Source organism: Pseudomonas sp. CP-1, assembly GCF_021213715.1.
In the GTDB taxonomy this organism is placed as follows: domain Bacteria; phylum Pseudomonadota; class Gammaproteobacteria; order Pseudomonadales; family Pseudomonadaceae; genus Pseudomonas; species Pseudomonas aeruginosa.
The window spans coordinates 26,612-47,911 of the sequence record NZ_JAJQKY010000030.1 but is presented as its reverse complement, the minus strand read 5'-3'; the positions used below and the strand labels follow the sequence as shown (position 1 = coordinate 47,911).

Here is a 21,300-nt window from a genome sequence, read left to right as displayed (position 1 = left end):
AGGCGGCCGTACCGTTGGCGCCGGCGTGGTTGCCAAGATCATCGAGTAATCGCTGATCCTGCCATCAGAAAAGGGGCCCTTCGGGGCCCCTTTTTCGTTCGTTGGTTAAATATTGACACCCTGTGGGGGCATCCGTACAATTGCGCCTCCTTTTAACGGGCGTAGTCCGTCCGTTGGGAATGGTAAATTGGAGTCTGAGGTCAAATGCAAAACCAACAAATCCGGATTCGGTTGAAGGCTTTTGACCATCGCCTGATCGATCAATCAACCCAGGAAATCGTGGAAACCGCGAAACGTACTGGTGCTCAGGTGCGTGGTCCAATCCCTCTGCCGACCCGCAAGGAACGTTTCACCGTGCTGATCTCTCCGCACGTCAACAAAGATGCGCGTGATCAGTACGAAATTCGTACACATAAGCGTGTACTGGACATCGTCCAGCCGACGGATAAAACCGTCGATGCGCTGATGAAGCTCGATCTTGCTGCAGGCGTTGAAGTACAGATCAGCCTCGGCTAATGCCTTCGGCATTGGTCGTGTAACGCTCTGAAATGGGCGGCCATAGCGGGTGAAAGCCCCGTACACTCAAGAGGTTTACAACATGACAATTGGTGTTGTCGGTCGTAAATGCGGCATGACCCGCATTTTCACCGAGGAAGGTGTCTCTATTCCGGTTACGGTCATCGAGGTCGAGCCGAATCGCGTCACCCAGTTCAAGACTGAAGAAACCGATGGCTACCGTGCAGTGCAAGTCACCGCCGGCGAGCGTCGTGCTTCTCGCGTTACCAAAGCGCAAGCTGGTCACTTTGCCAAGGCGAATGTCGCCGCCGGTCGCGGCGTGTGGGAATTCCGTCTGGGCGAAGAGCAGTATGCCGCTGGTGACCAGATCACTGTCGATCTGTTCCAGGCAGGCCAGATGGTAGACGTTACCGGCGAGTCCAAGGGTAAGGGCTTCGCGGGCACCATCAAGCGCTGGAACTTCCGTGGTCAGGATAACACCCACGGTAACTCCGTTTCCCACCGCGTCCCGGGTTCCATCGGCCAGTGCCAGACTCCTGGTCGAGTGTTCAAGGGCAAGAAAATGTCCGGTCATCTGGGTGCGGAGCGGGTAACCGTTCAATCCCTGGAGATCGTGCGCGTCGATGCTGAACGCAATCTGCTGCTGGTCAAGGGTGCCGTTCCCGGCGCTACCGGCGGTGATGTGATCGTGCGTCCGGCAGCCAAGGCTCGCGGTTAAGGGGGAAGCTGAGATGCAATTGAATGTGAACGGCGCTCAGGCTATCGAAGTCTCCGAGCGTACCTTTGGTGGCGAATTCAACGAGACCCTGGTGCACCAGGCAGTCGTGGCCTACATGGCTGGCGGCCGTCAGGGCAGCAAGGCGCAGAAGACTCGCTCCGAAGTCTCTGGTGGTGGCAAGAAGCCGTGGCGTCAGAAGGGCACCGGTCGTGCTCGCGCTGGCACCATCCGTAGCCCCATCTGGCGTGGGGGCGGCACCACTTTCGCCGCTAAACCGCGTAGCCACGAACAGAAGCTGAACAAGAAGATGTACCGCGCAGCACTGCGCTCCATCCTTGCCGAGCTCGTTCGTCTGGACCGTCTGGTCGTCGTTGCCGACTTCGCTGTCGATGCACCGAAAACCAAGGGCCTGGTTGCCAAGCTGGACACCCTGGGTCTGAAAGACGTGCTGATCGTGACCGATGGTGTCGACGAGAACCTGTACCTCGCTGCGCGCAACCTGGCGCACGTCGATGTACGTGATGTCCAAGGTTCCGACCCCGTCAGCCTGATCGCCTACGACAAGGTGCTGGTCACCGTGTCCGCCGTGAAGAAGTTCGAGGAGCTGCTGGGATGAACCAGGAACGCGTATTCAAAGTGCTGCTTGGTCCGCACATCTCCGAGAAAGCCACGGGTCTCGCGGACGGCAAGAGCCAATTCGTTTTCAAGGTTGCCACCGATGCAACCAAGCTGGAAATCAAGAAGGCCGTAGAAAGCCTGTTCAGCGTGAAGGTACAGCGCGTCACTACCCTGAACGTCAAGGGTAAGACCAAGCGCACCGCTCGCGGTCTGGGCAAGCGTAACGACTGGAAAAAAGCGTACATCGCTCTCCAGCCGGGCCAAGATCTCGATTTCGCCACCAGCGCTGAGTAAAGGGGTGCATCATGGCAATCGTTAAGTGCAAACCGACTTCCGCTGGTCGTCGCTTTGTCGTCAAGGTGGTGAATCAGGAGCTGCACAAAGGCGCTCCCTACGCACCGCTGCTGGAAAAGAAATCCAAGTCTGGCGGCCGTAACAACAACGGTCGTATCACCACCCGTCATATCGGTGGTGGTCACAAGCAGCACTACCGTCTGGTCGACTTCCGTCGCAACAAGGATGGCATCCCTGCCATCGTTGAGCGCGTCGAATACGATCCGAACCGCACTGCACACATCGCTCTGCTGAAGTATGCAGACGGCGAGCGTCGCTACATCATCGCCCCCAAGGGCGTTGCTGCAGGTGACCAGCTGATCTCCGGTATCGGTGCGCCGATCAAGGCAGGCAACAGCATGCCTCTGCGCAACATCCCGGTGGGTAGCACTGTTCATGGTATCGAGCTGAAGCCGGGTAAAGGCGCTCAGATCGCTCGCTCCGCTGGCGCTTCCGCCCAGCTGGTCGCGCGTGAAGGTGCGTACGTAACCCTGCGTCTGCGCTCCGGTGAAATGCGTAAAGTCCTGGCTGAGTGCCGTGCGACCCTGGGCGAAGTCTCGAACTCCGAGCACAGCCTGCGTTCGCTGGGTAAAGCCGGTGCTACGCGCTGGCGTGGTGTTCGCCCGACCGTTCGCGGCGTGGCGATGAACCCGGTCGACCACCCGCATGGTGGTGGTGAAGGCCGTACCTCTGCTGGTCGTCATCCGGTATCGCCGTGGGGTCTTCAGACCAAGGGTAAGAAGACTCGCTCGAACAAGCGTACCGATAACATGATCGTCCGCCGCCGCAAGTAAATAGAGGGATACCACAGTGCCACGTTCACTGAAAAAAGGTCCGTTTATCGATCTTCACCTGTTGAAGAAGGTCGAAGTCGCGGTGGAAAAGAACGACCGCAAGCCGATCAAGACCTGGTCGCGTCGTTCGATGATTCTGCCGCATATGGTTGGTCTGACCATCGCCGTGCACAACGGCCGTCAACACGTACCGGTTCTCGTCAACGAGGACATGGTCGGCCACAAACTGGGCGAGTTCGCCGCTACCCGCACCTACCGCGGGCATGCTGCGGACAAGAAAGCCAAGCGTTAAGGGGTAAGGAAGATGGAAGTAGCCGCTAAGCTGTCGGGCGCTCGTATCTCCGCCCAGAAAGCCCGCTTGGTCGCCGACCAGATCCGCGGGAAGAAGGTGGGCGAAGCGCTCAACCTCCTGGCTTTCAGCAGTAAGAAAGCCGCCGAGATCATGAAGAAAGTGCTGGAGTCGGCCGTTGCCAACGCTGAGCACAACGAAGGCGCCGATGTGGATGACCTGAAGGTCTCCACCGTCTTCGTCAACGAAGGTCGTTCGCTCAAGCGCATCATGCCGCGTGCCAAAGGCCGTGCTGATCGCATCGTGAAGCGGTCTTGCCATATCACGGTCAAGGTTGCGGACAAGTAACGGAGTCGACAGATGGGTCAGAAAGTACATCCCAATGGCATTCGCCTGGGTATCGTCAAGGAGCACACCTCCGTTTGGTACGCAGACCGCAAGAACTATGCGGATTACCTGTTTGCCGATCTGAAGGTGCGTGAGTACCTCCAAGACAAACTAAAAAGCGCGTCCGTAAGCCGTATCGATATTCATCGTCCGGCTCAAACCGCACGCATCACCATCCACACCGCTCGTCCCGGCATCGTGATCGGCAAGAAAGGTGAAGATGTTGAGAAACTGCGCCAGGACCTGACCAAGCAAATGGGTGTGCCCGTGCACATCAACATCGAGGAAATCCGCAAGCCGGAACTCGATGCCATGCTGGTTGCGCAGAGCGTAGCCCAGCAGCTGGAGCGTCGCGTAATGTTCCGTCGCGCCATGAAGCGCGCCGTACAGAACGCCATGCGCATTGGTGCCAAGGGCATCAAGATTCAGGTCAGCGGTCGTCTGGGTGGGGCTGAAATCGCCCGTACCGAATGGTATCGCGAAGGTCGTGTGCCCCTGCACACCCTGCGCGCCGATATCGACTATGCCACCTACGAAGCGCACACCACTTACGGTGTGATCGGTGTCAAGGTTTGGATCTTCAAGGGCGAGGTCATCGGTGGCCGCCAGGAAGAGCTGAAGCCGGTAGCACCCGCTCCTCGTAAAAAAGCTGCTAGGTAAGGAGTACGCAAATGCTGCAACCCAAGCGTACGAAGTTCCGCAAACAAATGACCGGCCACAACCGTGGTCTGGCTCATCGTGGTAGTAAGGTCAGCTTCGGTGAGTACGCACTGAAGGCCACTAGCCGTGGCCGCCTTACTGCTCGTCAGATCGAGTCCGCGCGTCGTGCGCTGACCCGTCACGTGAAGCGTGGCGGCAAGATCTGGATCCGCGTATTCCCTGACAAGCCTGTCACCAAGAAGCCCCTCGAAGTTCGTATGGGTAAAGGTAAGGGTGGGGTCGAGTACTGGGTAGCCCAGATCCAGCCGGGCAAGGTCCTGTACGAGATCGAGGGTGTTTCCGAAGAGCTGGCGCGTGAGGCTTTCGCCCTGGCTGCTGCAAAGCTGCCCCTCGCCACCTCCTTTGTTAAGCGGACGGTGATGTGATGAAAGCGAATGAACTTCGTGAAAAATCCGTTGAGCAGCTGAACGAGCAACTGCTCGGCCTGCTGCGCGACCAGTTCAATCTGCGCATGCAGAAAGCAACTGGCCAGTTGGGGCAGTCTCACCTGCTCTCGCAGGTTAAGCGCGACATCGCTCGCGTTAAAACTGTGCTCAATCAGCAAGCAGGTAAGTGATCATGGCTGAAGCTCAGAAAACCGTCCGTACGCTGACCGGCCGCGTCGTCAGCGACAAAATGGACAAGACCGTCACCGTACTGATCGAGCGTCGCGTCAAGCACCCGATCTACGGCAAATACGTCAAGCGTTCGACCAAACTGCACGCACACGACGAATCCAATCAGTGCCGCATTGGTGACCTGGTCACCATTCGCGAAACCCGTCCGCTGGCCAAGACCAAGGCCTGGACCCTGGTTGATATCGTTGAACGCGCGGTGGAAGTCTAAGGACTAGGGGTCGGAGAAATTATATGATTCAGACTCAATCCATGCTCGATGTCGCTGACAACAGCGGCGCGCGTCGTGTGATGTGCATCAAGGTGCTCGGCGGTTCCCACCGCCGTTACGCCGGCATCGGCGACATCATCAAGGTCACCGTCAAGGAAGCGATTCCGCGCGGCAAAGTGAAGAAGGGCCAGGTCATGACTGCCGTGGTCGTTCGCACCAAGCACGGCGTACGTCGTACCGACGGTTCCATCATCCGCTTCGACGGCAACGCCGCCGTCCTGCTGAACAACAAGCAGGAGCCGATCGGCACCCGTATCTTTGGGCCAGTGACTCGTGAACTCCGTACCGAGAAGTTCATGAAGATCGTCTCGCTCGCCCCCGAAGTGCTGTAAGGAGTAGCCGTCATGCAAAAGATTCGTCGTGACGACGAAGTAATCGTCATTGCCGGCAAGGACAAGGGCAAGCGTGGCAAGGTGCTGAAGGTTCTCGCTGACGACCGTCTGGTCGTCGGCGGGGTGAACCTGATCAAGCGCCACACCAAGCCCAATCCGATGCTCGGCCAACAGGGCGGTATCGTCGAGAAGGAGGCGCCTCTGCACGTCTCCAACGTCGCCATCTTCAATACTGAAACCAGCAAGGCTGACCGCGTTGGCTTCAAGGTAGAAGACGGTAAGAAAATTCGTGTCTTCAAGTCGACCCAGAAACCGGTTCAGGCTTGAGGCTGCTAGGTAGATCACCATGGCACGATTGAAAGAAATTTATCGGAAGGAAATCGCGCCCAAGCTGAAAGAAGAGCTTCAGCTGGCGAACGTGATGGAAGTTCCGCGCGTTACCAAAATCACCCTGAACATGGGTCTTGGCGAGGCGGTCGGTGACAAGAAGATCATCGAGAACGCCGTAGCCGATCTGGAAAAGATCACTGGTCAGAAGCCGGTCGTGACTTACGCTCGTAAGTCCATCGCAGGCTTCAAGATCCGTGAAGGCTGGCCGATCGGCGTCAAGGTCACCCTGCGTAGCGACCGGATGTACGAGTTCCTGGATCGTCTGCTGTCCATCTCCCTGCCGCGCGTGCGTGACTTCCGCGGCCTGAATGCCAAGTCCTTCGATGGTCGCGGCAACTACAGCATGGGCGTGAAAGAGCAGATCATCTTCCCGGAAATCGATTACGACAAGATCGATGCGCTGCGTGGCCTGGACATCACCCTGACCACCACCGCTCGTACGGATGACGAAGGTCGCGCCCTGCTGCGTGCTTTCAAATTCCCGTTCCGTAACTGATTGGAGTAGGAACATGGCTAAAGAGAGCATGAAGAACCGCGAGCTGAAGCGTCAGCTGACGGTAGCCAAGTACGCCAAGAAGCGTGCCGAGCTGAAAGCGATCATCGCTAATCCGAACTCCTCTGCGGAAGAGCGTTGGAATGCCCAAGTCGCCCTGCAGAAGCAACCGCGTGACGCCAGCGCCAGCCGCCTGCGTAACCGTTGCCGCCTGACCGGTCGTCCGCACGGCTTCTACCGCAAGTTCGGCCTGAGCCGTAACAAGCTGCGCGAAGCCGCCATGCGCGGCGACGTACCGGGTCTGGTGAAAGCCAGCTGGTAATCGCAGCGAACGGTGTCGCCAGTCGGCACCGTTGATCGCGACATCGAATCAAGCCCCTCATGGGGCTTGATTCGTTTTGGCGCGATCTCTAGAATACCCGGCTCCCCTGAGCCTGGGTTTGTTTCGCCTGGCGTTTATGGGCGAATTGAAGTTGAAGGCTTATTCTTTTGTATCAGGAGCGTTAAGCCCATGAGTATGCAGGACCCGTTAGCAGACATGCTAACTCGCATCCGTAATGCCCAGATGGCTGAAAAGACCGTCGTAAGCATGCCGTCCTCGAAACTGAAAGCGGCGGTAGCCAAAGTCCTGAAGGACGAAGGCTATATTGCGGATTTCCAGATCAGCTCGGAAGTAAAACCCCAGCTGTCCATCGAACTGAAGTACTTCGAAGGCAAGCCTGTCATCGAAGAGGTCAAGCGCATCAGCCGTCCTGGCCTGCGTCAGTACAAATCCGTTGAGCAACTGCCGAAAGTTCGTGGCGGCCTCGGTGTGTCGATCGTCTCCACCAACAAAGGTGTGATGACCGATCGTGCTGCCCGTGCTGCTGGTGTTGGCGGCGAAGTGCTCTGCACTGTGTTCTAAGGGGAATCAGCATGTCTCGCGTTGCTAAGAACCCCGTCAAGCTGCCTGCCGGCGTTGAAATCAAACTGGCTGGTCAGCAACTGTCCATCAAGGGCGCCAAAGGTGCTCTGGAGCTCAAGGTCCATCCTTCGGTCGAAGTGATCCAGGACAGCGGTGAGCTGCGTTTTGCTGCGCGTAACGGCGACCAGCAGACTCGCGCCATGGCTGGTACCACCCGTGCTCTGGTGAACAACATGGTAGTCGGCGTCAGCCAGGGCTTCGAGCGCAAGCTCCAGCTGGTCGGCGTTGGTTACAAAGCGCAGGCCAAGGGCCAAGTGCTGTCCCTGTCCCTCGGCTTCTCCCATCCGGTTGATTACGAACTGCCGGCCGGCATCGTCGCTGAGACCCCCAGCCAGACCGATATCCTGATCAAGGGTATCGACAAGCAGCTGGTCGGTCAGGTTGCTGCCGAAATTCGCGACTTCCGTCCGCCGGAGCCTTACAAAGGCAAGGGCGTGCGTTACGCCGACGAAGTCGTCCGTCGTAAAGAAGCCAAGAAGAAGTAGGGCATAGCAAATGAGCGTCAAGAAAGAAACCCGTCTGCGTCGCGCTCGCAAGGCACGCCTGAAGATGCGCGAGCTGGAAACCGTACGCCTCTGCGTGTACCGCTCTTCCCAGCACATTTACGCCCAGGTCATTGCGGCCGACGGCGGCAAGGTCCTGGCCAGCGCCTCGACCCTGGACAAAGACCTGCGCGAAGGTGCCACCGGCAACATCGATGCAGCCAAGAAAGTTGGTCAACTGGTCGCCGAGCGCGCCAAAGCGGCCGGCGTCACCCAGGTGGCGTTCGATCGTTCTGGCTTCAAGTACCACGGCCGTGTGAAAGCGCTGGCTGATGCCGCTCGTGAAGGCGGACTGGAGTTCTAAGTTATGGCAAACAACGAGCAAAAGCGCGACGAAGGCTACATCGAGAAGCTGGTTCAGGTTAACCGCGTCGCCAAAACCGTAAAAGGTGGCCGTATCTTCGCTTTCACCGCACTGACCGTGGTGGGTGATGGCAAGGGTCGCGTTGGTTTCGGTCGTGGCAAGGCGCGTGAAGTGCCGGCCGCCATCCAGAAAGCAATGGAAGCCGCTCGCCGCAACATGATCCAAGTCGATCTGAACGGCACCACCCTGCAGTATCCGACCAAGTCCGCCCATGGCGCCTCCAAGGTGTACATGCAGCCGGCTTCGGAAGGTACCGGCATCATCGCCGGCGGCGCCATGCGTGCCGTTCTGGAAGTGGCTGGTGTGCAGAACGTCCTGGCCAAGTGCTATGGCTCCACCAATCCGGTGAACGTGGTTTACGCCACCTTCAAGGGCCTGAAGAACATGCAGGCTCCGGAAGCAGTAGCGGCCAAGCGTGGCAAGAGCGTCGAGGAGATTCTCTAACCATGGCAACTGTCAAAGTCACTCTGGTCAAGAGCCTGAACGGCCGTCTGGCCAACCACAAGGCTTGCGTCAAGGGTCTCGGCCTGCGTCGCATCAATCATACCGTCGAAGTTCAGGACACTCCTGAGAACCGCGGCATGATCAACAAGGCCTACTACCTGCTGCGTGTGGAGGGTTAATCCATGCAACTGAACGATCTGCGTTCCGCGCCGGGTGCCCGTCGCGAAAAGCACCGTCCGGGCCGTGGCATCGGTAGCGGTCTGGGCAAGACTGGTGGCCGTGGTCACAAAGGTCTGACCTCCCGCTCCGGTGGCAAGGTCGCTCCGGGCTTCGAGGGTGGTCAACAGCCTCTGCACCGTCGCCTGCCGAAGTTCGGCTTCGTTTCCCTGAAGGCCATGGATCGTGCTGAAGTACGCACCTCCGAACTGGCCAAGGTCGAAGGCGACGTCGTCAGCCTGCAGACCCTGAAGGATGCCAACCTGATCAACCAGCACGTACAGCGCGTCAAAGTCATGCTGTCCGGCGAAGTTGGTCGTGCGGTCACCCTGAAAGGTATCGCCGCCACCAAGGGTGCGCGTGCGGCTATCGAAGCAGCTGGCGGTAAATTCGAGGACTAAATGGCTAAGCAAGGTGCTCTCTCTGCGCTAAGCAACGGCGGTCTGTCCGAGCTCTGGGCACGTCTGCGTTTCCTGTTCCTGGCGATCATCGTCTATCGGATCGGCGCGCACATCCCAGTTCCGGGCATCAACCCCGATCGCTTGGCGGCACTGTTCCGGCAGAACGAGGGGACCATTCTTAGCCTCTTCAACATGTTTTCCGGCGGCGCGCTGGAGCGCATGAGTATCTTTGCACTGGGGATCATGCCGTACATCTCGGCATCGATCATCATGCAGCTCATGACCGCTATCAGCCCGCAGCTGGAGCAGTTGAAGAAAGAGGGTGAGTCTGGGCGTCGCAAGATCAGCCAGTACACCCGCTACGGTACTGTAGTCCTGGCACTGGTCCAGGCCATCGGCATGTCCGTTGGCCTGGGCAGCCAGGGCGTAGCCTTCTCCAACGACTTCGGCTTCTACTTCGTGGCTGTCACCACCTTCGTGGCTGGTGCCATGTTCATGATGTGGCTGGGCGAGCAGATCACCGAGCGCGGTGTCGGCAACGGCATCTCGATGTTGATCTTCGCTGGTATCGTTGCAGGCCTGCCGCGCGCCATCGGTCAGTCTTTCGAGTCTGCCCGTCAAGGTGACATCAACATCTTCGCCCTGATCGGCGTCGGCCTGCTGGCCGTGGCGATCATCGCGTTCGTGGTGTTCATCGAGCGTGGCCAGCGTCGCATCGCGGTGCATTACGCCAAGCGCCAGCAAGGCCGCAAGGTGTTTGCAGCGCAGACCAGCCATCTGCCGTTGAAGGTGAACATGGCGGGTGTGATTCCCGCGATTTTCGCCAGCAGTATCCTGCTGTTCCCGGCGTCCCTGGGCTCCTGGTTCGGTCAGTCGGAAGGCTTGGGTTGGTTGCAGGACGTCGCGCAAGCGATCGCTCCGGGGCAGCCGCTGAACATCTTGCTGTTCACTGCAGGGATCGTTTTCTTCTGCTTCTTCTATACAGCGCTGATGTTCAACCCGAAGGACGTGGCGGAGAACCTCAAGAAGTCCGGTGCATTTATTCCGGGCATCCGTCCGGGCGAACAGTCCGCTCGCTACATCGATGGCGTGCTGACCCGTTTGACCATGTTCGGTGCTCTGTACATGACGGCTGTCTGCCTGCTGCCCCAGTTCCTGGTGGTTGCGGCGCACGTGCCGTTCTATCTTGGCGGGACCTCGCTGTTGATCGTGGTCGTGGTTGTCATGGACTTTATGGCCCAGGTGCAATCTCACCTCGTTTCTCACCAGTATGAATCCCTGATGAAGAAAGCCAACCTGAAGGGCTACGGCAGCGGCATGCTGCGCTGATAGACCCGTAAGGTTCGAGGAGTTGGTGATGAAAGTTCGTGCATCGGTCAAGAAGCTGTGCCGTAACTGCAAAATCATCCGTCGCGATGGCATCGTGCGGGTGATCTGCAGCGCGGAACCGCGTCACAAGCAGCGCCAAGGCTGATTGTGATCCACGCGTGATAACCCGGCAGCTAGTGTGCTGCCGGGTTGATTATTTGCTATTACAGCGCTAATATCCGCGCCCTTTCTTGGCTTCCTGGGCGCAGGGTAGCTGTCAATTGGAGTTTTTCTGAATGGCCCGTATTGCAGGCGTCAACATTCCGGATAACAAGCACACTGTTATCTCGCTGACCTACATCTATGGTGTTGGTCGCACTACTGCTCAGAGCATCTGCGCAGCCACCGGCGTAAACCCGGCTGCCAAGATCAAGGACCTGAGCGACGAGCAGATCGATCAGCTGCGTAACGAAGTCGCGAAGATCACCACCGAAGGTGACCTGCGTCGCGAAATCAACATGAACATCAAGCGTCTGATGGACCTCGGTTGCTACCGCGGTCTGCGTCATCGTCGCGGTCTGCCGGTTCGCGGTCAGCGTACCAAGACCAACGCGCGTACCCGCAAGGGCCCGCGTAAGCCGATCCGCAAGTAATCGCGTAGGAATCTAGTCATGGCAAAACCTGCTGCTCGTCCCCGTAAGAAAGTCAAAAAGACAGTGGTCGATGGGATCGCCCACATCCACGCGTCTTTCAACAACACCATCGTGACCATCACCGACCGTCAGGGCAACGCACTGTCCTGGGCGACCTCCGGTGGTTCCGGTTTCCGCGGCTCGCGTAAGAGCACCCCGTTCGCTGCCCAGGTAGCGGCCGAGCGTGCCGGCCAGGCTGCCCTGGAATACGGTCTGAAGAACCTGGACGTCAACGTCAAGGGCCCGGGCCCGGGCCGCGAGTCCGCCGTTCGCGCTCTGAATGCTTGCGGCTACAAGATCGCCAGCATCACCGACGTAACCCCGATCCCGCATAACGGCTGCCGTCCGCCGAAAAAGCGTCGCGTGTAATAGGAGACAGTGAGAAATGGCTCGTTACATTGGTCCCAAGTGCAAACTGTCTCGCCGTGAAGGCACCGACCTGTTCCTGAAGAGCGGCGCCCGCGCCCTCGACTCGAAGTGCAAGGCTGAAAACGTTCCTGGCCAGCATGGCCAGCGTCGTGGCCGTCTGTCCGACTACGGTCTGCAGCTGCGTGAAAAGCAGAAAGTACGTCGCATCTACGGCGTGCTGGAGCGTCAGTTCCGCGGTTACTACCAGGAAGCTTCCCGTCGCAAGGGTTCTACCGGTGAGAACCTGCTGCAACTGCTCGAGTGCCGCCTGGACAACGTCGTATACCGCATGGGCTTCGGTTCCACTCGTTCGGAATCCCGCCAGCTGGTATCCCACAAGGCCATCACCGTCAACGGTCAGACCGTCAACATCCCTTCCTACCAAGTGAAGGCCGGTGACGTCGTAGCTGTTCGCGAAAAATCGAAGAACCAGCTGCGTATCGCTCAGGCTCTGGAACTCTGTGGCCAGCGCGGTCGCGTCGAGTGGGTCGAAGTCGACCTCGACAAGAAGGCTGGTACCTTCAAGAGTGCTCCGGCTCGCAGCGACCTGTCCGCTGATATCAACGAAAACCTGATTGTCGAGCTCTACTCCAAGTAAGGGCTAGAAAATAGGTGCATCCATGCAGAGTTCGGTAAATGAGTTCCTGACCCCCCGCCACATCGATGTGCAGGTGGTCAGTCAAACCCGCGCCAAGATCACGCTCGAGCCTCTCGAGCGTGGTTTTGGTCACACCCTGGGCAACGCGCTGCGTCGCATCCTGTTGTCCTCCATGCCTGGCTGCGCAGTGGTCGAGGCCGAGATCGACGGCGTACTCCACGAGTACTCGGCGATCGAAGGAGTGCAGGAAGATGTAATCGAGATCCTGCTGAACCTGAAAGGTCTGGCCATCAAGCTGCACGGTCGTGATGAAGTGACGCTGACCCTGGCTAAGAAGGGCTCGGGTGTTGTGACTGCTGCCGATATTCAGCTGGATCACGATGTTGAGATCATCAACGGTGACCACGTTATCGCCAACCTGGCAGACAACGGCGCGCTGAACATGAAGCTGAAGGTAGCTCGTGGCCGTGGCTACGAGCCTGCCGACGCACGTCAGAGCGATGAAGACGAAAGCCGCAGCATCGGCCGTCTGCAGCTCGACGCATCGTTCAGCCCGGTCCGTCGTGTCTCCTACGTGGTGGAAAACGCCCGTGTCGAGCAGCGCACCAACCTGGACAAACTGGTCCTGGACCTGGAAACCAACGGCACCCTGGATCCCGAAGAGGCTATCCGTCGCGCCGCTACCATCCTGCAACAGCAGCTGGCAGCGTTCGTGGACCTCAAGGGCGACAGCGAACCCGTCGTTGAAGAGCAGGAAGACGAGATCGATCCGATCCTCCTGCGCCCGGTCGATGACCTGGAACTGACCGTACGTTCGGCCAACTGCCTGAAGGCGGAAAACATCTACTACATCGGTGACCTAATCCAGCGCACCGAAGTGGAGCTGTTGAAAACGCCGAACCTGGGCAAGAAGTCCCTGACCGAAATCAAGGACGTTCTGGCTTCCCGTGGTCTGTCCCTCGGTATGCGCCTCGATAACTGGCCGCCGGCAAGTCTTAAGAAAGACGACAAGGCCACTGCCTGATCGTCGTAACTACCGAACGTAAAGTTTGGAAAGGAATTGAACCATGCGCCATCGTAAAAGTGGTCGTCACCTGAGCCGCACCAGCGCGCACCGCAAGGCTATGTTCCAGAACATGGCGGTGTCGCTGTTCGAACACGAACTGATCAAAACCACCCTGCCCAAGGCCAAGGAACTGCGTCGCGTTGCCGAGCCGCTGATCACCCTGGCCAAGGAAGACAGCGTCGCCAACCGTCGCCTGGCTTTCGACCGTACCCGTTCGAAAGCTGCCGTTGGCAAGCTGTTCAACGACCTGGGCAAGCGCTACGCCAACCGTCCGGGCGGCTACCTGCGCATCCTGAAGTGCGGTTTCCGCGCTGGCGACAACGCCCCCATGGCGTACGTCGAGCTGGTTGATCGTCCTGTCGGCGGTGAAGTCGTAGAAGCTGCCGAATAAGGCATCTGCTGCACAAGAAACCGGGCCTAGGCCCGGTTTTTTTATTACCTGCCTTAAAGTTTTTATCTATCGGATCGCTGTCTTTAATAAATTGGATTGCGGGAGGGCTGTCATTCATCCTTAACCTGCTTTTACGAAAAGCTACGTTCGGATAAGCGAGATCAATGCAAAGGCGCTTGGTTCAGCCGACAGGTTGTCCTCCGCCAATCCCTGGTCCACGCTGATGATTTCCGTGTAGCCGCTTCGCTTCATAGCACGTTAGCCGTTGAGGAGAGAGTAAATGGAAGAGAAGACCCGCCTGACCACTGCCGCTGGCGCACCGGTGGTCGATAACCAGAACGTGCAGACCGCCGGTCCGCGTGGCCCGATGTTGCTGCAGGACGTGTGGTTCCTCGAGAAGCTCGCCCACTTCGATCGCGAAGTGATCCCCGAGCGACGCATGCATGCGAAAGGCTCCGCGGCCTACGGCACCTTCACCGTCACCCATGACATCACCCCCTACACCCGGGCGAAGATCTTCTCCCAGGTCGGCAAGAAGACCGATATGTTCCTGCGCTTCTCCACCGTCGCCGGTGAGCGTGGCGCGGCGGATGCCGAGCGAGACATCCGCGGCTTCTCCATGCGTTTCTACACCGAGCAGGGCAACTGGGACCTGGTCGGCAACAACACCCCGGTGTTCTATCTGCGCGACCCGCTCAAGTTCCCCGATCTCAACCACGTGGTGAAGCGTGACCCGCGCACCAACCTGCGCAATGCGACCTTCAAGTGGGACTTTTTCTCTCACCTCCCCGAGTCGCTGCATCAGTTGACCATCGACTTCAGCGACCGCGGCCTGCCGAAGAGCTATCGGCACATCCATGGTTTCGGCAGCCATACCTTCAGCTTCATCAATGCGAACAACGAGCGCTTCTGGGTCAAGTTCCACTTCAAGACCCAACAGGGCATCGAGAACCTGACCAACGCCGAGGCCGCCGAAGTGATCGCCCAGGACCGCGAGAGTTCGCAGCGCGACTTGTACGAGAGCATCGAGAAAGGCGACTTCCCGCGCTGGAAGATGTACGTGCAGATCATGCCCGAGAAGGAAGCGGCCACCTATCGCTACAACCCGTTCGACCTGACCAAGGTCTGGCCCCACGGTGACTACCCGTTGATCGAAGTGGGCTTCTTCGAGCTGAACCGTAACCCGGACAACTACTTCGCCGAGGTCGAGCAGGCCGCTTTCACGCCGGCCAACGTGGTGCCCGGTATCGGTTTCTCGCCGGACAAGATGCTCCAGGGCCGTCTGTTCTCCTACGGCGACGCCCATCGCTATCGCCTGGGCGTCAACCACCACCAGATCCCGGTGAACGCCGCGCGTTGCCCGCACCAGGTCTACCACCGCGATGGCGGCATGCGGGTGGACGGCAACAACGCCCATCAGCGCGTCACCTACGAGCCGAACAGCTTCAACCAGTGGCAGGAGCAGCCTGACTTCTCCGAGCCGCCGCTGAGCCTGGAGGGCGCGGCGGACCACTGGAACCACCGGGTGGACGACGACTACTACAGCCAGCCCGCCGCGCTGTTCCATCTGTTCACCGACGAGCAGAAGCAGCGGCTGTTCGCCAACATCGCCGAAGACATCCGCGATGTACCGGAACAGATCCAGCGTCGCCAGATCGGCCTGTTCCTCAAGGTCGACCCGGCCTACGGCAAAGGCGTCGCCGACGCCCTCGGCCTGAAGCTGGACTGATGGCCTGATGAGGCCCCCGGCCCCCTTCCTAGGAAGGGGGCTTTTTTATCTGCATTGGCTTGACCCGGATCAGGCGGAGCCGGGAGCATATGCGGCTAGATTCCTAGTTTTCTCCAGGGAGAGCCCCCCGATGCAAGGCCATCCGGAAGTCATCGATTACCTCAACACGCTGCTGACCGGCGAGCTGGCCGCGCGCGACCAGTACTTCATCCACTCGCGCATGTACGAGGACTGGGGCTTCAGCAAGCTCTACGAGCGCCTCAACCACGAGATGGAGGAGGAGACCCAGCACGCCGACGCCCTGCTGCGCCGTATCCTCCTGCTCGAAGGTACGCCGCGCATGCGTCCCGACGATATCCACCCGGGCACCACGGTGCCGGAGATGCTCGAGGCCGACCTCAAGCTCGAGCGCCATGTCCGCGCCGCGCTGGCCAAGGGCATCGCCCTCTGCGAGCAGCACAAGGACTTCGTCAGCCGCGACATCCTCAAGGCCCAACTGGCCGACACCGAGGAAGACCACGCCTACTGGTTGGAGCAACAGCTTGGCCTGATCGCCAGGATGGGCCTGGAGAACTACCTGCAATCGCAGATCTGACCCTACCCCGCGGATACGAAAAAGCCCCTGCGCCTCACGGTCGCAGGGGCTTTTTCATGAGCGCCCGGCAATCAGGCGCGATCGCGTTCCAGCAGCGGCTTGAGGAAGTGGCCGGTGTGTGACTGGGGCATCTCGGCCACCTGCTCCGGCGTACCGTTGGCGATGATCTGGCCACCCTTGGAGCCGCCCTCGGGGCCGAGGTCGACCAGCCAGTCGGCGGTCTTGATCACGTCCAGGTTGTGCTCGATCACCACCACGGTGTTGCCGTGGTCGCGCAGGCGGTGGAGCACGTCGAGCAGTTGCTGGATGTCGGCGAAGTGCAGGCCGGTGGTCGGTTCGTCGAGGATGTACAGGGTCTTGCCGGTGTCGCGCTTGGACAGCTCGCGGGACAGCTTGACCCGCTGTGCCTCGCCGCCCGAGAGGGTGGTCGCGCTCTGGCCCAGCTTGATGTAGGACAGGCCGACGTCCATCAGTGTCTGCAGCTTGCGCGCCAGGGCGGGGACGGCGTCGAAGAACTCGCGGGCTTCCTCGATGGTCATCTCCAGCACCTCGTGGATGCTCTTGCCCTTGTAGCGGATCTCCAGGGTCTCGCGGTTGTAGCGCTTGCCCTTGCAGACGTCGCAGGGAACGTAGATGTCCGGCAGGAAGTGCATCTCCACCTTGATCACGCCGTCGCCCTGGCAGGCCTCGCAACGGCCGCCTTTGACGTTGAACGAGAAGCGGCCGGGACCGTAGCCGCGCGAGCGGGCCTCCGGCACGCCGGAGAACAGTTCGCGGATCGGCGTGAACAGGCCGGTATAGGTCGCCGGGTTGGAGCGCGGGGTACGACCGATCGGGCTCTGGTCGATGTCGACCACCTTGTCCAGGTGCTGCAGGCCGTCGAACGAGTCGTACGGCGCCACTTCCAGGGTAGTCGCGCCGTTCAGCGCGGTGGCGGTGATAGGGAACAGGGTGTTGTTGATCAGCGTCGACTTGCCGGAGCCCGAGACCCCGGTGATGCAGGTGAACAGGCCGACCGGGATTTCCAGGTTGACGTTCTGCAGGTTGTTGCCGCGGGCGCCTTTCAGCTTCAGCAGCTTCTTCTTGTCGCGCGGGGTGCGCTTGGCCGGAACCGCGATTTTCTTGCGCCCGGAAAGGTACTTGCCGGTCAGCGAGTCGGGGTGGTTCATCACCTGGTCGGGCGTACCTTCCGCCACTACCTGGCCGCCGTGCACGCCGGCCCCCGGACCGATGTCGACGACGTAGTCGGCGAGTCGGATCGCGTCCTCGTCGTGCTCGACCACGATCACCGTGTTGCCGAGGTTGCGTAGGTGGGTGAGGGTGCCGAGCAGGCGTTCGTTGTCGCGTTGGTGCAGGCCGATCGAGGGTTCATCGAGGATGTACATCACTCCCACCAGGCCGGCGCCGATCTGGCTGGCCAGGCGGATGCGCTGGGCTTCGCCGCCGGACAGGGTGTCGGCGCTGCGGTCGAGGGTCAGGTAGTCGAGGCCGACGTTGACCAGGAATTGCAGGCGGTCGCGGATTTCCTTGAGGATCTTCGCCGCGATCTCGCCACGGCGGCCGGTCAGGCTGAGTCCGGCGGCATACTCGCAGGCTTCGCCGACCGGCATCGCGGTGATCGCCGGCAGCGTCCGGTCGCCGACCCACACATGCCGCGCCTCGCGGCGCAGGCGGGTACCGTGGCAATCCGGGCAGGGCTGGGTGCTGAGGAACTTGGCCAGCTCCTCGCGGACCGTGGCCGACTCGGTCTCGCGGTAGCGCCGCTCAAGGTTCGGCAGGATGCCTTCGAAGGGATGCGAACGCTTGACGATGTCGCCGCGGTCGTTGAGATAGCGGAAGTCGACGTTTTCCCGGCCGGAGCCGTAGAGCACCACCTTCTGGTGCTCGGCGCCGAGTTCGTCGAAGGGTTCTTCCAGGCTGAAGCCGTAATGCTGGGCCAGCGAGCCGAGCATCTGGAAGTAATAGACGTTGCGCCGGTCCCAGCCGCGGATCGCGCCCTCGGCCAGGGTCAACTCGCCATTGACCACCCGGCGCGCGTCGAAGAATTGCTTCACGCCGAGGCCGTCGCAGGTCGGACAGGCGCCGGCCGGGTTGTTGAAGGAGAACAGCTTGGGTTCCAGCTCGCTGATCGAGTGGCCGCAGACCGGGCAGGCGAAGCGCGCCGAGAAGATGATCTCCTCGACATCCTCGTCCTCGTCCATCGGTGCTACCAGGGCGATACCGTCGGCCAGGGACAGGGCGGTCTCGAACGACTCGGCCAGGCGTTGCTGGAGGTCCGCGCGAACCTTGAAGCGGTCCACCACCACATCGATGCTGTGCTTCTTCTGCTTATCCAGCTTCGGCACTTCGTCGAGTTCGTAGAGCTTGCCGTCGACCCGGGCGCGGACGAAACCCTGCGCGCGCATCTCGTCGAACACCGCCAGGTGCTCGCCCTTGCGCTCGCGGATCACCGGCGCCAGCAGCATCAGCTTGCTGCCTTCCGGCAGGGCCAGGACCTGGTCGACCATCTGGCTGACGGTCTGCGCCTCCAGCGGGATGTCGTGGTCCGGGCAGCGCGGGGTACCGACGCGGGCATAAAGCAGGCGCAGGTAGTCGTAGATCTCGGTGATCGTACCCACGGTGGAGCGTGGGTTGTGGGAAGTGGACTTCTGTTCGATGGAAATCGCCGGCGACAGCCCTTCGATGGTGTCCACGTCCGGCTTCTCCATCATCGACAGGAACTGCCGGGCGTAGGCCGAGAGGGATTCCACGTAGCGCCGCTGGCCTTCCGCATAGAGCGTGTCGAAAGCCAGGGAAGACTTGCCGGAACCGGAAAGACCGGTGATCACGATCAGTTTGTCGCGTGGCAGTGTGAGGTCGACGTTCTTCAGGTTGTGGGTACGCGCCCCACGAATCAGGATCTTATCCACAGCGGCCTCGCATGGCGGGCGAAAACCGCTGATTATACGGCTGGCCGCTAGCGCGCGGCAAAGTGGCGCGCCTGTGCCGCGAGGGGGCGGACTGGTAGAATGCGCGGCATTTTTCCGGCGCGGGCATTGCCCCGGCCGCCCAGGAGCGGGCGGCGGCGCCATCGGCAGGGGCATGAGGCCTTGCCCTGCAGCGGTTTCTTCCATGAGGGTGTTATGCACGACTCACATACTGAGCGGATGAGCGGTACCGAAACGCGAGCGGCCGTCGGGCTGTCACTGGTATTCGCCTTCCGCATGCTCGGCATGTTCATGGTCCTGCCGGTGCTGGCCACCTACGGCCAGGACCTGGCCGGCGCGACCCCGGCGCTGATCGGCCTGGCCATCGGCGCCTATGGCCTGACCCAGGCGATCCTGCAGATTCCCTTCGGGACCATTTCCGACCGCATCGGCCGGCGCCCGGTGATCGTCGTCGGGCTGCTGATCTTTGCCGCCGGCGCGGCCCTCGCGGCCAATGCCGACTCCATCTGGGGGGTGATCGCCGGCCGCGTCCTGCAGGGCGCCGGGGCGATCTCGGCGGCGGTGATGGCACTGCTCTCCGACCTCACCCGCGAGCAGCACCGGACCAAGGCGATGGCGATGATCGGCATGAGCATCGGCGTCTCCTTCGCCGTGGCCATGGTGCTCGGCCCGGTGCTGACCCATCTGTTCGGCCTGCATGGGCTGTTCTGGTTCACCGCCGGGATGGCGCTGGTCGGCCTGCTGCTGATCCTGTTCTTCGTCCCGCAGCCCGACCACATGACCCAGCACCGCGAATCCAGCGTGGCGCGCCAGGCCCTGCTGCCGACCCTGAAGCACGGCGACCTGCTGCGCCTGGACGCCGGCATCCTGATCCTCCACGCCATCCTCATGGCCAGCTTCGTCGCCTTGCCGCTGGCGCTGGTGCACGAGGGCGGCCTGCCCAAGGAGCAGCACTGGTGGGTCTACCTGACCGCGCTGCTGGTCGGTTTCTTCGGCATGGTGCCGTTCATCATCTACGCCGAGAAGAAGCGTCGCATGAAGCGCGTGCTGACCGGCGCGGTGGCGACCCTGCTGGCCTGCGAACTGTTCTTCCTGGTCTTCGGTCACAGCCTGGCCATGCTGGTGGTCGGCACGGTGGTGTTCTTCACCGCCTTCAACCTGCTCGAAGCCTCGTTGCCGTCGCTGGTCAGCAAGGTCTCGCCGGCCGGCGGCAAGGGCACGGCAATGGGGGTGTATTCCACCAGCCAATTCCTCGGCGCGGCGCTGGGTGGCATCCTCGGCGGCTGGATGTTCCAGCACGGCGGGCTGAGCATGGTGTTCATCGGATGCGCGGTGCTCGCTGCCCTCTGGCTGGCGATTGCTGTTACCATGCGCGAACCGCCTTATGTGACCAGCATTCGCCTGCCGCTCGCGCCCGCCGCGCTGCAGGACGCGGTGCTGGTCCAGCGATTCAGGGCGTTGCCCGGTGTGGCAGACGCCGTGGTGGTGGCCGAGGAGGCCGCCGCCTATGTCAAAGTGGATACCCAACAAGTGGATCGCACCGCCCTCGAGCGCCTGGCCCAGGCCGCGCCGGGCGGATGCTGAACCTTAGGAGAACGTCATGGCCCGTGGGGTTAACAAAGTCATTCTGGTTGGTAACGTCGGTGGTGACCCGGAAACCCGCTACATGCCCAACGGCAATGCGGTGACCAACATCACCCTCGCCACCAGCGAGAGCTGGAAGGACAAGCAGACCGGCCAGCAACAGGAGCGCACCGAATGGCACCGCGTGGTGTTCTTCGGCCGCCTGGCGGAGATCGCCGGCGAGTACCTGCGCAAGGGTTCCCAGGTCTACGTCGAAGGCAGCCTGCGCACCCGCAAGTGGCAGGGCCAGGATGGTCAGGATCGCTACACCACCGAGATCGTGGTCGACATCAACGGCAACATGCAGTTGCTCGGCGGCCGCCCCTCCGGCGACGATTCGCAGCGCGCCCCGCGCGAGCCCATGCAGCGCCCGCAGCAGGCCCCGCAGCAACAGTCGCGTCCGGCCCCGCAGCAGCAACCGGCGCCGCAACCGGCCCAGGACTACGACAGCTTCGACGACGACATTCCGTTCTAAGCGACGCCCTTGCGGCGCGGCCCGTCCGCGCCACGGGCAGACCTTCGAAGACCCCCTGCCGCCCTCGGGCCGCAGGGGGTCT

The 21,300-nt window shown here is 60.8% G+C and carries 33 protein-coding genes; 32 read left to right on the top strand and 1 reads right to left on the bottom strand.

Annotation, left to right across the window (positions count from 1 at the left end; all coding sequences use genetic code 11):
* The first annotated feature begins 204 nt into the window (after window positions 1-204).
* The 30 genes from rpsJ (at window position 205) to bfr (ending at window position 16,193) form a co-directional block, all read left to right on the top strand.
* The gene (rpsJ, locus tag LT948_RS31300; RefSeq protein ID WP_003103876.1) at window positions 205-516 is read left to right on the top strand and encodes a 30S ribosomal protein S10; all 312 of its coding nucleotides are present in this window, start codon (window positions 205-207) and stop codon (window positions 514-516) included.
* An 82-nt stretch (window positions 517-598) separates the two neighbouring features.
* Window positions 599-1,234 (top strand): 50S ribosomal protein L3, encoded by a 636-nt coding sequence (gene rplC, locus LT948_RS31295; RefSeq protein ID WP_003103877.1) that lies wholly within the window; start codon window positions 599-601, stop codon window positions 1,232-1,234.
* A 13-nt stretch (window positions 1,235-1,247) separates the two neighbouring features.
* Window positions 1,248-1,850, top strand: a complete 603-nt coding sequence (gene rplD / locus LT948_RS31290; protein WP_003093737.1) for a 50S ribosomal protein L4 — start codon at window positions 1,248-1,250, stop codon at window positions 1,848-1,850.
* Window positions 1,847-2,146, top strand: a complete 300-nt coding sequence (gene rplW / locus LT948_RS31285) for a 50S ribosomal protein L23 (RefSeq protein ID WP_003093736.1) — start codon at window positions 1,847-1,849, stop codon at window positions 2,144-2,146. Before rplD ends, rplW begins: the two co-directional genes overlap by 4 nt.
* 11 nt (window positions 2,147-2,157) lie before the next feature.
* On the top strand, window positions 2,158-2,979 hold the full coding sequence (gene rplB / locus LT948_RS31280; protein ID WP_003103878.1) for a 50S ribosomal protein L2: 822 nt from the start codon (window positions 2,158-2,160) through the stop codon (window positions 2,977-2,979).
* 16 nt (window positions 2,980-2,995) lie between these two features.
* Window positions 2,996-3,271, top strand: a complete 276-nt coding sequence (rpsS, locus tag LT948_RS31275; RefSeq protein ID WP_003093734.1) for a 30S ribosomal protein S19 — start codon at window positions 2,996-2,998, stop codon at window positions 3,269-3,271.
* Window positions 3,272-3,283: 12 nt separating this feature from the next.
* On the top strand, window positions 3,284-3,616 hold the full coding sequence (gene rplV, locus LT948_RS31270; RefSeq protein WP_003103908.1) for a 50S ribosomal protein L22: 333 nt from the start codon (window positions 3,284-3,286) through the stop codon (window positions 3,614-3,616).
* 12 nt (window positions 3,617-3,628) lie between these two features.
* Window positions 3,629-4,315, top strand: coding sequence for a 30S ribosomal protein S3 (gene rpsC, locus LT948_RS31265; RefSeq protein ID WP_003093727.1), 687 nt, complete (start codon window positions 3,629-3,631; stop codon window positions 4,313-4,315).
* 11 nt (window positions 4,316-4,326) lie between these two features.
* Window positions 4,327-4,740 carry a 50S ribosomal protein L16 gene (gene rplP / locus LT948_RS31260; RefSeq protein WP_003093723.1) on the top strand — a complete coding sequence of 138 codons (414 nt, stop codon included), beginning with the start codon at window positions 4,327-4,329 and terminating at the stop codon, window positions 4,738-4,740.
* The gene (rpmC, locus tag LT948_RS31255; protein WP_003093720.1) at window positions 4,740-4,931 is read left to right on the top strand and encodes a 50S ribosomal protein L29; all 192 of its coding nucleotides are present in this window, start codon (window positions 4,740-4,742) and stop codon (window positions 4,929-4,931) included. The genes rplP and rpmC overlap by 1 nt, the downstream gene beginning before the upstream one ends.
* Window positions 4,932-4,933: 2 nt before the next feature.
* The gene (rpsQ, locus tag LT948_RS31250) at window positions 4,934-5,200 is read left to right on the top strand and encodes a 30S ribosomal protein S17 (protein ID WP_003093717.1); all 267 of its coding nucleotides are present in this window, start codon (window positions 4,934-4,936) and stop codon (window positions 5,198-5,200) included.
* A 23-nt stretch (window positions 5,201-5,223) separates the two neighbouring features.
* On the top strand, window positions 5,224-5,592 hold the full coding sequence (gene rplN / locus LT948_RS31245; RefSeq protein ID WP_003093714.1) for a 50S ribosomal protein L14: 369 nt from the start codon (window positions 5,224-5,226) through the stop codon (window positions 5,590-5,592).
* 12 nt (window positions 5,593-5,604) lie between these two features.
* The gene (gene rplX, locus LT948_RS31240) at window positions 5,605-5,919 is read left to right on the top strand and encodes a 50S ribosomal protein L24 (protein WP_003093711.1); all 315 of its coding nucleotides are present in this window, start codon (window positions 5,605-5,607) and stop codon (window positions 5,917-5,919) included.
* Window positions 5,920-5,938: 19 nt separating this feature from the next.
* Window positions 5,939-6,478: a 50S ribosomal protein L5 gene (rplE, locus tag LT948_RS31235; protein WP_003093703.1), complete on the top strand. Its 540-nt coding sequence runs from the start codon at window positions 5,939-5,941 to the stop codon at window positions 6,476-6,478.
* A gap of 13 nt (window positions 6,479-6,491) precedes the next feature.
* On the top strand, window positions 6,492-6,797 hold the full coding sequence (gene rpsN, locus LT948_RS31230; RefSeq protein ID WP_003093701.1) for a 30S ribosomal protein S14: 306 nt from the start codon (window positions 6,492-6,494) through the stop codon (window positions 6,795-6,797).
* A gap of 189 nt (window positions 6,798-6,986) precedes the next feature.
* Window positions 6,987-7,379, top strand: coding sequence for a 30S ribosomal protein S8 (rpsH, locus tag LT948_RS31225; RefSeq protein WP_003093700.1), 393 nt, complete (start codon window positions 6,987-6,989; stop codon window positions 7,377-7,379).
* 11 nt (window positions 7,380-7,390) lie between these two features.
* Window positions 7,391-7,924: a 50S ribosomal protein L6 gene (gene rplF / locus LT948_RS31220; protein WP_003093699.1), complete on the top strand. Its 534-nt coding sequence runs from the start codon at window positions 7,391-7,393 to the stop codon at window positions 7,922-7,924.
* 10 nt (window positions 7,925-7,934) lie between these two features.
* Window positions 7,935-8,285: a 50S ribosomal protein L18 gene (gene rplR / locus LT948_RS31215; RefSeq protein ID WP_003093698.1), complete on the top strand. Its 351-nt coding sequence runs from the start codon at window positions 7,935-7,937 to the stop codon at window positions 8,283-8,285.
* A 3-nt stretch (window positions 8,286-8,288) separates the two neighbouring features.
* Window positions 8,289-8,789, top strand: a complete 501-nt coding sequence (gene rpsE, locus LT948_RS31210) for a 30S ribosomal protein S5 (RefSeq protein WP_003093697.1) — start codon at window positions 8,289-8,291, stop codon at window positions 8,787-8,789.
* A gap of 2 nt (window positions 8,790-8,791) precedes the next feature.
* Window positions 8,792-8,968: a 50S ribosomal protein L30 gene (gene rpmD, locus LT948_RS31205; RefSeq protein WP_003093696.1), complete on the top strand. Its 177-nt coding sequence runs from the start codon at window positions 8,792-8,794 to the stop codon at window positions 8,966-8,968.
* Between the two features lie 3 nt (window positions 8,969-8,971).
* Complete coding sequence (gene rplO / locus LT948_RS31200) at window positions 8,972-9,406, top strand: 50S ribosomal protein L15 (RefSeq protein WP_003093695.1); 435 nt, start codon at window positions 8,972-8,974, stop codon at window positions 9,404-9,406.
* On the top strand, window positions 9,407-10,735 hold the full coding sequence (secY, locus tag LT948_RS31195) for a preprotein translocase subunit SecY (RefSeq protein ID WP_003093694.1): 1,329 nt from the start codon (window positions 9,407-9,409) through the stop codon (window positions 10,733-10,735).
* Between the two features lie 28 nt (window positions 10,736-10,763).
* Entirely contained in the window at window positions 10,764-10,880 is a 117-nt protein-coding gene (gene rpmJ, locus LT948_RS31190; protein ID WP_003093693.1) for a 50S ribosomal protein L36, read from the top strand.
* A gap of 130 nt (window positions 10,881-11,010) precedes the next feature.
* Window positions 11,011-11,367: a 30S ribosomal protein S13 gene (gene rpsM, locus LT948_RS31185; RefSeq protein ID WP_003093692.1), complete on the top strand. Its 357-nt coding sequence runs from the start codon at window positions 11,011-11,013 to the stop codon at window positions 11,365-11,367.
* Between the two features lie 18 nt (window positions 11,368-11,385).
* Window positions 11,386-11,775 carry a 30S ribosomal protein S11 gene (gene rpsK, locus LT948_RS31180; protein WP_003093689.1) on the top strand — a complete coding sequence of 130 codons (390 nt, stop codon included), beginning with the start codon at window positions 11,386-11,388 and terminating at the stop codon, window positions 11,773-11,775.
* 16 nt (window positions 11,776-11,791) lie between these two features.
* Window positions 11,792-12,412 (top strand): 30S ribosomal protein S4, encoded by a 621-nt coding sequence (gene rpsD / locus LT948_RS31175; RefSeq protein WP_003093678.1) that lies wholly within the window; start codon window positions 11,792-11,794, stop codon window positions 12,410-12,412.
* Window positions 12,413-12,434: 22 nt separating this feature from the next.
* A complete protein-coding gene (locus tag LT948_RS31170) occupies window positions 12,435-13,436 on the top strand; it encodes a DNA-directed RNA polymerase subunit alpha (protein WP_003093675.1) in 1,002 nt (333 codons plus the stop codon).
* A gap of 43 nt (window positions 13,437-13,479) precedes the next feature.
* Window positions 13,480-13,869 (top strand): 50S ribosomal protein L17, encoded by a 390-nt coding sequence (gene rplQ, locus LT948_RS31165; protein ID WP_003093672.1) that lies wholly within the window; start codon window positions 13,480-13,482, stop codon window positions 13,867-13,869.
* Between the two features lie 280 nt (window positions 13,870-14,149).
* Entirely contained in the window at window positions 14,150-15,598 is a 1,449-nt protein-coding gene (gene katA / locus LT948_RS31160) for a catalase KatA (protein ID WP_003103909.1), read from the top strand.
* Between the two features lie 130 nt (window positions 15,599-15,728).
* Entirely contained in the window at window positions 15,729-16,193 is a 465-nt protein-coding gene (gene bfr / locus LT948_RS31155) for a bacterioferritin (RefSeq protein ID WP_003093668.1), read from the top strand.
* A 71-nt stretch (window positions 16,194-16,264) separates the two neighbouring features.
* Here the strand turns inward: bfr and uvrA are convergent, their stop codons facing one another.
* Window positions 16,265-19,102: an excinuclease ABC subunit UvrA gene (uvrA, locus tag LT948_RS31150; RefSeq protein WP_003093663.1), complete on the bottom strand. Its 2,838-nt coding sequence runs from the start codon at window positions 19,100-19,102 to the stop codon at window positions 16,265-16,267.
* A 213-nt stretch (window positions 19,103-19,315) separates the two neighbouring features.
* On the opposite strand from uvrA, the gene LT948_RS31145 reads away from it, so the two are divergent.
* Both LT948_RS31145 and ssb read left to right on the top strand, forming a co-directional pair.
* Entirely contained in the window at window positions 19,316-20,704 is a 1,389-nt protein-coding gene (locus LT948_RS31145; RefSeq protein WP_003103910.1) for an MFS transporter, read from the top strand.
* 16 nt (window positions 20,705-20,720) lie between these two features.
* Window positions 20,721-21,218: a single-stranded DNA-binding protein gene (gene ssb / locus LT948_RS31140; protein ID WP_003114685.1), complete on the top strand. Its 498-nt coding sequence runs from the start codon at window positions 20,721-20,723 to the stop codon at window positions 21,216-21,218.
* Window positions 21,219-21,300 lie beyond the last annotated feature (82 nt).